Here is a 9,578-nt window from a genome sequence, read left to right as displayed (position 1 = left end):
CCCGCTGGCTTATGAAACAAATTGGCTACACTCAGGACTCGCCAAATGCATCCATGCATAACGGCCAGCTCGCCTTCCTTGGCTCGCGCTCATAAACACACTCGCCACCAGCGAGCATTCGCCCTCAGCCACGTTATTTGCGCCAACGGCTTTCGGCGACACCGAGGGGGAATAGGTGCAACTCTGTTAGTCCTGAGCGGCTTGAAATATTTGAGCGATTTGCAGACATACGCCTATTTCCAGGCACAGGCGGGACTGTGACCGTCGAAAACAAGGATGTTTTCGTCGAGGCTACATGGACGTATTCACGCCGTGTCACAGGCTCGCCTGTGCATAAGCCTGCGGCAGGCAATGGGAGACATCCGTTGCTGGAAGTTCAATCTATGTTATTTGGCTATTTTGAGCTGAAAACAATGATAGCCGCTGTTCCAGCGGCCTAAAGTCGTGGTGTAAATGCCTCCATGCATAAGGGCCAGTTCGCCATCCCTGGCTCTCGCTCGAAAGCACGTTGCTACGCAACTCTCGCCAAACCACACCGGGCAAGGGGCTTTGCTTGTCCAAAGCCCCTTGCATCCCCAAGGACACCCCAACGTAGCCGAAATCCCCGCTGGCTTATGAAACAAATTGGCTACACTCAGGACTCGCCAAATGCATCCATGCATAACGGCCAGCTCGCCTTCCTTGGCTCGCGCTCATAAGCTTGTTGCCTAGCAACATTCGCCTTGCTCGACCTTCGAGCCTCGACATCCCTGTCTCGGCTACGCCAATTTGCAACAACGCCAGCGGCGGCTCCGAAGGGGGAATTGGTGCAATTCTGCAATCATAGCGTTGCTTGAAATTGCTTATATACCTGCAGAGATACGCCTATTTTCCAGGCACAGGATCACCTGTTCGAAAGCTCTCCCCAGGCGTAAAGCCGAGGCTTGCAGAAACACTCATTAGTGGCTTTTATACCGATTAAGATAAATACATCTTTGAAGCCATTTTTGGGCTTGACTTCAATGACAGTTTCTCTAGTATGTGGACATATAGACGTCCAAACGTCCAGATAGACAGTTGAGGGAATTTTCAATGGCTTTTCATCACGCACAACATGCGCACTCGCTGAACCAGAGCTTGTCCGAGCTCAACGGCGACATCAATGTTTCTTTCGAGTTCTTTCCGCCCTCAACACCTGAGATGGAAACTTTATTGTGGAACTCAATTCAGCGCCTGGAGCCACTGAATCCCAAGTTTGTTTCTGTCACCTATGGTGCCAACTCAGGAGTGCGGGATCGCACTCACAGCGTGATCGAGCGGATCCAGCAGGAAACCGAGCTGGTGGCGGCGCCGCACCTGACATTGGTGGATGCCAGTGATGAAGAGTTACTGGAGTTGGCGCGTCACTACTGGAACAGCGGTATTCGTAACATAGTGGCGCTGCGAGGCGATCTGCCGGAAGGCAGCCCCAAGCCGACACGTTTTGCCTCGGATCTGGTGCGTTTGCTGCGCTCGGTCGCCGACTTTGATATTTCGGTGGCTGCCTATCCTGAGGTGCACCCGGATGCGACCAATGCTCAGGCCGACCTTATCAACCTGAAGCGCAAGATTGAGGCCGGTGCCAGCCGTGCCATCACCCAGTTTTTCTTCGATGTGGAGTCTTATCTCAGGTTCCGCGACCGTTGTGTGGCCGCCGGCATTGATGTGGAAATTGTTCCCGGGATATTGCCTGTGGGCAACTTCAACCAGCTTAAGCGTTTCGCCGCCATGACCAATGTGTCTTTGCCGGGATGGCTGCACCGCCAGTTTGAAGGTTTGGATAACGATCCCGGTACCCGGGCGTTGGTGGGCGCCAACGTGGCCATCGACATGGTCAAGGTGCTTTCCCGTGAAGGAGTGAAAGATTTCCACTTCTATACCCTGAACCGCGCCGAGCTCACCTATGCCATCTGCCATACACTGGGAGTGCGTCCAGGCAAGTGATGGCCTCTCAGTGAACCTTTGATAAAAGGAAGCCCACCAACAGGTGGGCTTGTCTTTAGTGAGTTAAACCTTGAATTGGCTGACCAACTGCTTGAGGCGTACCGACAGCTGCGCCAGCTCTTCACCGGCGACGGCTATCTGGGCTGCGCTTTCACTGCCCTGAGCCACGCCATCATTGATATTATTGAGATTGCGATTGATCTCGGCCGAGACGGCGCACTGCTCGTTGGCGGCGCTGGCTATCTGGATATTCATCTGGGTGATGGCGGAAACCGCGGCGCGGATCTCATTGAGAGCCGCATCGGCGTTTTGCACTTCGGCAACACACTTATCCATGGTTTGATTACTGCTCTGCATCACACCGACGGCTGACTGCGCCCCTTGTTGCAGGGTTTCAATCATCTGTTGAATTTCGGTTGTCGATGCCTGGGTGCGGCTCGCCAGGGTGCGTACTTCATCGGCTACCACGGCAAAGCCCCGTCCCTGCTCGCCGGCCCTGGCCGCTTCAATGGCGGCATTGAGTGCCAGCAGGTTGGTTTGATCGGCAATGTTGCGGATCACTTCCAACACTGAGTCTATCGCCTGACTGTCCTGCTCTAGCTGGTCGATAGCTGCCGCGGCGCCGCGGATCTCTGACTCCAGCCCGGCCATCAGCTCAACCACACTGTTGACCACCTGTTTACCTGAATCTGTGGCGGTATCGGCTTGCTCTGCCGAGTCGGCGGCAACAGTGGCATTTTGGGCGACCTCCTGAACCGTGGCGGCCATCTCGTTCATGGCGGTAGCCACTTGTTCGGTTTCCCTTTGCTGCCGCTCGGCGCTGTGGCGGCTGTCGCTGGTGATGCCGGACATCTCTTCGGCCGAGGTTGCCAGTGAGTCCGTGGCTTGAGTCACTTGCTGAATAGTTTGCTGGATTTTGGCGACAAACAGATTGAATGCCCGCGCCAGATCGGCAATTTCATCCTTGCTGCTCACCTCGATACGCTTGGTCAGGTCGCCTTCCCCTTGAGCGATATCTTCCATGGCGCTGGTGGTTTGCGCTATAGGGCGGGTGATGCTGCGGGCGATAAAGAAGGCGATAACGGCGCCCGCCAACAGCGCTATGGCACCAATGGCCACCAACTTGAGTTTGATATACCAGAGGCTGGCTTCCGAGTGGCTGCGATCCATGGCGATCGCCAGTACGCCAATGGGGTTATCGGAAAAGTCAGTCACCTGATGCAGGTAGAGGACATAACTATTGTTATTCAGACTTATCAAAGACTTGTCAGCTTTCCCCTGTTGTACTTTCTGCAGCAGCGCCGCGTCTTTGAAAGCCGCTGTTTCAAAGGTTCCGCCAAAACGGCGGTAACCGCTGCTGTCAGGTGTCAGCAGGGCAATTTCGGCCTGGTAATTCTGTTTGAAGGCATCGAAGAAAGGCTGGCCGAATGACATACCAAACTCCACCGAGCCTGTGTGTTGTCCCTGATAAGTCATAGGAGCCAGGCCACGGATCCCGAGGCCGGCCACCCCCTTCTCGAGCCCCATTATCGGCTGCTTGCTGTTGTTGGTCTGCACTACGGTTTGGCGAAACCCAGAGAGATCGTCACCGAACTTTTCCGGCTTATGTACCCTGAGGAAGGAGGTGGCCGGTGGCAGATGGAATTGAAACTGCTGCACGGCAAAATCCCGCTTCAACGGGACAAACAGTTGTTGGCTGCGGTTGTTGAGTGAATCCCTTTCGCCGAAGGCGAATTCCTGTTGCATTTCCGGGGTATTGGCCACCACAGTGGCCAACGCCTCGGCCAATTTGCCTGAAGAGTCTATTTCAGCAATCGCGGTTTGATATAGCTTATGCAGTTCACGCTGCTCGGCATTATCAATTTGGTCGGAAAATTCCGACAGTACCAAGGGCATGATAAAGCTCATCATGGCGATAAGCACGGCGCAGATCCCCAGCACGATTCGAGTGCCGATTTTTAGATGTGAGAACAAGTTAGCCTCCAGGCATGGGAGTGATGAAACGAGTGCGGCGGCTTGACGTGGCCTGGTAATCGCCACGATCTTGCGCCGGGCTCATTGTACCTTCCCAGGTTCAAACAAGGTTGAATAATTATAGTGAGCCAGGTGTTAAGCAATTGCGACTTATGACAAATTTTTGCTCCGATCCGTTTACTTACTGAGCAGATGTGCGAGGCAGATCGGGTTTATTTTCGATCGGCTATTTACTTAGCAGGCTAAATAAATAAAATGCTTAGCCTGCTAATTAATTAGTGAGTCGAGATGCACAGATATATAGAACAGCTGACCGAGACCTCTCTGGGAGAGCGCTTGGGGCGTTTACACCGTTTATGGCGCATGGTCGCCGACAATGAATTGGCTCCTTTGGGGCTGACCCATCCCCGTTGGACCGCGCTGTGGAAGTTGAGACGCATGGGCGACCACATCAGTCAAAAGCCGTTGGCCGAGTCGCTGGAAATTGAATTGCCTTCTTTGATGCGGACCCTGGGTCAGTTGGAGCAGCAAGGGCTAATCTCCCGCCACAGCTGCGAGCATGACAAAAGGGCTCGCATCGTTTCCATGACGGCTGAAGGTGAAGAAGTTATTCGCTCCATGGAGGCCAGAATCATCCAGGTACGGGCCAAGTTGTTGGCGGGCATAGATCCGAATGAGCTGGCTCATTTTGAAGCTGTGATCACCAGGATTTGCGATAACGCCCAACATCAGCTGCAGCAAGAGCAAGCGAAATGAGAGAGACTTTATGACGCCAGATCAACAATTTGCCAGACTCGTTAAATTTTCCATGGTGGGCTTTGTGCTGGTCTTTGCCTATTTCATGTTGGCGGATCTGGAGATGCCGCTGACGCCACAGGCGATGGCGACCCGCACTGTGGTCAAGGTAGCCCCCCAAGTGAGCGGCCCGGTGCAATCTGTGGCCGTAGCCAACAATCAACATGTAGAGGCCGGGCAGTTACTCTTCGCCATTGACCCGGCTCCTTTTGAGCTCGCGCTGGAGCAAGCCAAACTGGCGCTGGAGCAGGCGGTGCAGGATAACGCCGAGCTGGATGCTGCCATAGAGGCTGCCAGCGCCGATGTCAGCGCCAATGAGGCCATGTTGCAACAGAAACAACGTGAGGCCAGGCGCCTGGATGCCCTCTATGCCAGTAATGGTGTGTCACGCCAGCTCAAGGATCAGGCCGATACCGATGCCAGCTCGGCACAAGCAAAGTTGGTGGCTTCCAAGGCGCAGTTGGCTAAACTCAAGGTTTCCCGGGGAACAGCCGGGACAGAGAACCTCAAGTTACGTCAGGCCCGCAGCCGTTTGGCTCAGGCTGAATTGGATCTGAGTTACACCAAGGTGCTGGCAGAACACGAAGGCATAGTGACTAATCTGCAACTGGCGAGTGGCAGCATGGCCAACAAGGGCCAACCTGTATTGGCCCTGGTGTCGGAGCAGATGGATATCATTGCCGATTTTCGCGAGAAAACTCTCAGGGGAGTTGAGCCGGGCACTGAAGCCTGGGTGGCGTTCGATGCCGAACCAGGCAGACTCTACCCCGCCAGAGTCAGTAGCCGCGATGCCGGTGTCAGCGCCGGACAATTCGATGCTAACGGCATGTTGGCGACGCCGACCGAGTCGGATCGTTGGGTGCGGGATGCTCAGCGTCTGCGATTGCACTTTGAACTTCTGAGTGAAGAACACCCCATGTTGGCCGCTGGCTCCCGTGCTACCGTACAACTGCTGCCGGACAATAGTTTCTATCGTTTCATGGCCAAGCTGCAGATCAAGGCAGTCAGCCTGCTGCACTACATTTATTGAGGTGGCCGATGATCTTGCGTCACCACCCCTTGACTCAGAATGAGCTGCGCCAGTGCCTGCGCATCGCCACAGGTGCCAGTCTGGGCTTTCTGATCTGTAAGCTGATGAATTGGAACTATGGGGTGTTTTACACAGTTACCCCCATGTTGTTGCTGGGGCTGGTGCCAGTGATGAACGGCCATGCCGCGCGCCAGTTGCTGGCCGCGGCTGTTGTCTGTGGGATCGAGGTGGGCATCATAGGCGGTTTGTTTGGCAGCCATCCGGCACTGATGACCTTGATTGTCTTTGTGCTGTTTCTGTATCGCTTTGCCTGTATGTCCCGTGGCGCCCTGTTTCTGTTTGGTGCCAATGGAGTGATCAGCCTCAGCATCATGCTGCATTTTGCCAGTTATCCGGATACCGATCTTAACGATCTCATCTTCGGTAATTTTTGGGCCAGTGTGCTGTCTGTGCTGATAGCTTATTTGATGACAGTGCTGATCCCGGATGTTGAGCCTCGCAGTGCTTATGTGCCCGGGCCCAAACAGCCCCACAGAATGCGCCATGAAGCTTTGATGGGGGCCAGCGTCGCAACCCTGTCGTTTCTGATATTCCAGGCTTTCGATCTGCGCGATTCCATGTCGGCGCAGGCTACTACACTGCTGTTGCTGTTTCCCATGCATTGGAACGGTGCCCTCGACTACGCTCGCAAACGGGCAATGGGCACTGTGCTCGGGGTGGTATACGGGATGGCGGTGCAGCTGTTGCTGTATGACTGGTCAGGTGTGCTTTTGTTGGTTGTACCTATGCTCTGGTTCGGTACTTTGTTGTTTGCCCAGGCTCATGTCAAAGAGGCCAGTGGTTCGGCGGTGGGCTTTGGTGCCATGACCACCTTAGGGATATTGTTCGGTCAATATCTGACTCCGGGTAATGATCTGATCTTCAGTGCCCTGTATCGGGTGAGTAGCATTCTGGTGGCCATAGTCGGTACCCTGTTGGCTTGTTATCTGTTACATCATTTCCTCAATAGCTTTGAGACGACCCGCTTTGGAGAGTAACTACCTCTAAACGAGAATCGTTATCCAATACATTGTTAGAAAAGGGTTTTTTATAAAACTCAAATCGTAAGCAAATATTTCAAAGCTTGGGATTTATTTGAGCTGCAAACCTTATGGCATCTGGATTATGTCCGATCTCTCCGGTTTTTTGATGTTTATCGCAAACTTCTCATATATGTGATTTGGATCTATGCTATAGCACTTACTCATTTTGGGGGATAACAGATGAAATCAATCACGCTCGCCGCAGGTGGTCTGCTGCTGTTGGTTCAGTCCATAGGAACCGCTATGGCAGCAGAGCCGGCTATGCCACCGCAGGCCGCGCTTTGTGGCAGTTGCCACGGCCCTCAGGGACAGGGCGTAGAGCCGTTGGGCCCAAGACTCGCCGGACTCTCAAGCCAATATATTCAACAACAAATCAAGCTGTTTCAGGCAGGAACCCGCCAAAACGCTACCATGATGCCTATGGCCATGACCCTGCAAGGGGATGAGGTTATCGGCCAGGTGGCGGATTACTTCGCGGCCCAGAGTGTCGCTGAAGTCAAACCCCAGCTCAGAGGTGAGCAAGTGGTATTTGCCGATCCGACCGAAAAACTGGTGTACCAGGGCGACTGGACCCGGAACCTACCCGCTTGTGTGACTTGTCATGGCCCTTCCGGCCTGGGTGGCGGCACTTTCCCCAGGCTTGCCGGTCAGCAAGCCAGTTATATCAAGACTCAACTGCACGCTTGGCAGGATGGCAGCCGTAAAGGCGATGTCGATGGCATGATGGAGCATGTTGCCAAACAGCTCAGCAGCGCCGAAATTGACGCTATTGCCAGTTATTTTGCCAATCTCAAGTAAGGACGCAGCATGAAAAAATCTACTCTGTTTATCATGGGTGCTGTGGCCGCAATTACAGCTCAGGCCCAGGCCGAGAATCTGCCCGATCGTCAGGCGCAACTGCCTTCTTCACCCAAGGTTCAAGGGCAGGAATATCTGATCCCCAGACCTCTGGATGCGATTCCGGCCGGTGCTTTTGGTGATAAGGTACGTCAGGGCTATCAGCTGTTCGTCAATACTCAGCAACTGCGCGACAAATACGTCGGCAATGAGTTGAACTGTGTCAACTGCCATATGGATGCCGGTCGTAAGCCCAATGCTTCTCCTATCTGGGGCGCTTACTTCGCTTATCCTGCCTATCGGAAGAAGAACGATAAGGTCAACAGCTTCGAAGAGCGTATTCAGGGCTGTTTTACCTATTCAATGAACGGCAAGGCGCCAGAGAGCGGCAGCCCTGAGTTGGTGGCCTTGTCTGCCTATGCCTATTGGCTTGGGGTAGGTGGCTTGATGGATCAATACGGCGTCAAAGGCGAAGTGCCTGAACTGGCCGATGCCGAGCTTATCAAGGGCGGCAAACGGGAAGACTTCCCCATCCCTGAAGCTATTAAGCAGCAGTTGACGGTAGAGCAACGCGCCAATTTGCCGGGCAGGGGTTACCCTTCAATCCCCAAACCTGAATTGGCTTATGATCCAGCCCGTGGTGAGCAGGTTTATCAGGCTCATTGCCAAGCATGTCATGGCGCCGATGGTCAGGGCCAAGCGATAGCCGGTGTATATGCCTTGCCACCGCTTTGGGGGCCTCAGAGCTTTAACTGGGGCGCCGGAATGCACAGGGTTAACACGGCGGCCTTCTTTATCCACGAGAATATGCCGCTGGGCAAGAGTATGCAGCTAACCACTCAGCAAGCCTGGGATGTGGCCGCCTATATCAACTCCCATGAGCGTCCTCAGGATCCCCGCTTCAAAGGAAAGCTCGAGGAAACCCAAGGCAAGTATCACAAGCATGCCGGTTACTACGGCAAAGAGGTAAAGGGTACCTTGCTGGGCCAGGAGGCTTATCCCATCTTCCCCAAGAAGTAGTAAGGCAAGAGCCTTAATCTATTCGGCGCGCCATCAGGCGCGCTTTTTTTGTTTGGCAGTACAGGGTTGGGAACTTGACTCTGTGGCTTTAGCCCTAGGGGCTGGCAATGGACTGGCTTAAGCCATTAAAAAGTAAAAGGCCGGTCTCAGGGGGAGGACCGGCCTTGGATACAGATGGGCCTCAAATGGAGATGAGCCCAGGTATCACGCTCTGCTTAGATGATCAGAGGTTGTTTTCCAGGTACTGGCGGATAGCTGTGTCGTTGAAGACACAGGCATGGTTGCCGCCGAAACCGACTTCGAGAGCGAAAACGCCATCGCCGATACGCATGTTCTTGGCTTCTTCGGCATTGTCGTTGATGTTCTTTATATGCAGGGTTTTGATCTGCGCAACAATCTCTTCCTTGGCGTCCTGGTCGTTGGCGAGTTCTCTGAACGCGGATTTGACACTATCCAGTGCATAGGTGGGCACGTACATGATCTCTTTGGCGCTGTCGAAGCTGTCCCAGTCAAAGGTTACGTCCAGGTCGGCATCCAGAATGCTTTTTATGTCCTGCTTGAACTCAACCACATACTGCTCTTCGATAGAGCGCTTCCATTGTTTTTCTTGTAAACCCATTATTTCCTTCTCTATAAGTTGAGGAGAGCGCGTACTGGCTACTCAAGCAACCGATTTACGCCCCCAAATCATATCCCTTGGTTTGTTTCCAAGGAGGTAAACCGGGGCCAGTCTACCTATTTTGTGGCATGGGATCCATAGGGTTATAACCGAAAAATGCTTCCTTAAAAATAAATTAAAAACTCAGCTAATCAATGAGATTGGTTGTTGCTGTCTGGTGACAGGCTATTTGTTCGCGAATAGAAACACTCGTTGGCAA

8 protein-coding genes are annotated in these 9,578 nt (G+C 53.5%); 6 read left to right on the top strand and 2 right to left on the bottom strand.

All coding sequences use genetic code 11. The features are described from left to right. Positions 1-1,071 precede the first annotated feature (1,071 nt). The gene (gene metF, locus ACMHXE_RS19410) at positions 1,072-1,962 is read left to right on the top strand and encodes a methylenetetrahydrofolate reductase (protein ID WP_101056402.1); all 891 of its coding nucleotides are present in this window, start codon (positions 1,072-1,074) and stop codon (positions 1,960-1,962) included. Positions 1,963-2,025: 63 nt separating this feature from the next. On the opposite strand, the gene ACMHXE_RS19405 is transcribed toward metF, so the two are convergent. Then, positions 2,026-3,873, bottom strand: coding sequence for a methyl-accepting chemotaxis protein (locus ACMHXE_RS19405; RefSeq protein WP_413733122.1), 1,848 nt, complete (start codon positions 3,871-3,873; stop codon positions 2,026-2,028). Positions 3,874-4,224: 351 nt separating this feature from the next. Here ACMHXE_RS19405 and slyA point away from each other — a divergent pair, with 351 nt between their 5' ends. From slyA to ACMHXE_RS19380, 5 genes are all read left to right on the top strand, one after another. Next, on the top strand, positions 4,225-4,692 hold the full coding sequence (slyA, locus tag ACMHXE_RS19400) for a transcriptional regulator SlyA (protein WP_413733119.1): 468 nt from the start codon (positions 4,225-4,227) through the stop codon (positions 4,690-4,692). 10 nt (positions 4,693-4,702) lie between these two features. Then, complete coding sequence (locus ACMHXE_RS19395) at positions 4,703-5,761, top strand: HlyD family secretion protein (protein WP_101056400.1); 1,059 nt, start codon at positions 4,703-4,705, stop codon at positions 5,759-5,761. Between the two features lie 8 nt (positions 5,762-5,769). Then, positions 5,770-6,798, top strand: coding sequence for a DUF2955 domain-containing protein (locus ACMHXE_RS19390; RefSeq protein WP_165564381.1), 1,029 nt, complete (start codon positions 5,770-5,772; stop codon positions 6,796-6,798). 288 nt (positions 6,799-7,086) lie between these two features. Further along, positions 7,087-7,641, top strand: a complete 555-nt coding sequence (locus ACMHXE_RS19385; protein WP_224866007.1) for a c-type cytochrome — start codon at positions 7,087-7,089, stop codon at positions 7,639-7,641. Between the two features lie 9 nt (positions 7,642-7,650). Further along, entirely contained in the window at positions 7,651-8,700 is a 1,050-nt protein-coding gene (locus ACMHXE_RS19380; protein ID WP_224865847.1) for a c-type cytochrome, read from the top strand. A 223-nt stretch (positions 8,701-8,923) separates the two neighbouring features. Here ACMHXE_RS19380 and ACMHXE_RS19375 read toward each other — a convergent pair whose 3' ends face one another. After that, entirely contained in the window at positions 8,924-9,319 is a 396-nt protein-coding gene (locus ACMHXE_RS19375) for a hypothetical protein (RefSeq protein WP_413733116.1), read from the bottom strand. Between the last annotated feature and the right edge of the window lie 259 nt (positions 9,320-9,578).

Source organism: Shewanella sp. BJSY2023SW007 (genome assembly GCF_047314525.1).
Lineage (GTDB): Bacteria > Pseudomonadota > Gammaproteobacteria > Enterobacterales > Shewanellaceae > Shewanella > Shewanella chilikensis.
This window is presented reverse-complemented; position numbering and strand designations above follow the sequence as displayed.

Excerpts from the sequence above, each read along its gene's own strand:
- metF (WP_101056402.1), top strand. The coding sequence starts at position 1,072 with ATGGCTTTTCATCACGCACAACATGCGCACTCGCTGAACCAGAGCTTG.
- ACMHXE_RS19405 (WP_413733122.1), bottom strand. The coding sequence starts at position 3,873 with ATGATGAGCTTTATCATGCCCTTGGTACTGTCGGAATTTTCCGACCAA.
- slyA (WP_413733119.1), top strand. The coding sequence starts at position 4,225 with ATGCACAGATATATAGAACAGCTGACCGAGACCTCTCTGGGAGAGCGC.
- ACMHXE_RS19395 (WP_101056400.1), top strand. The coding sequence starts at position 4,703 with ATGACGCCAGATCAACAATTTGCCAGACTCGTTAAATTTTCCATGGTG.
- ACMHXE_RS19390 (WP_165564381.1), top strand. The coding sequence starts at position 5,770 with ATGATCTTGCGTCACCACCCCTTGACTCAGAATGAGCTGCGCCAGTGC.
- ACMHXE_RS19385 (WP_224866007.1), top strand. The coding sequence starts at position 7,087 with ATGGCAGCAGAGCCGGCTATGCCACCGCAGGCCGCGCTTTGTGGCAGT.
- ACMHXE_RS19380 (WP_224865847.1), top strand. The coding sequence starts at position 7,651 with ATGAAAAAATCTACTCTGTTTATCATGGGTGCTGTGGCCGCAATTACA.
- ACMHXE_RS19375 (WP_413733116.1), bottom strand. The coding sequence starts at position 9,319 with ATGGGTTTACAAGAAAAACAATGGAAGCGCTCTATCGAAGAGCAGTAT.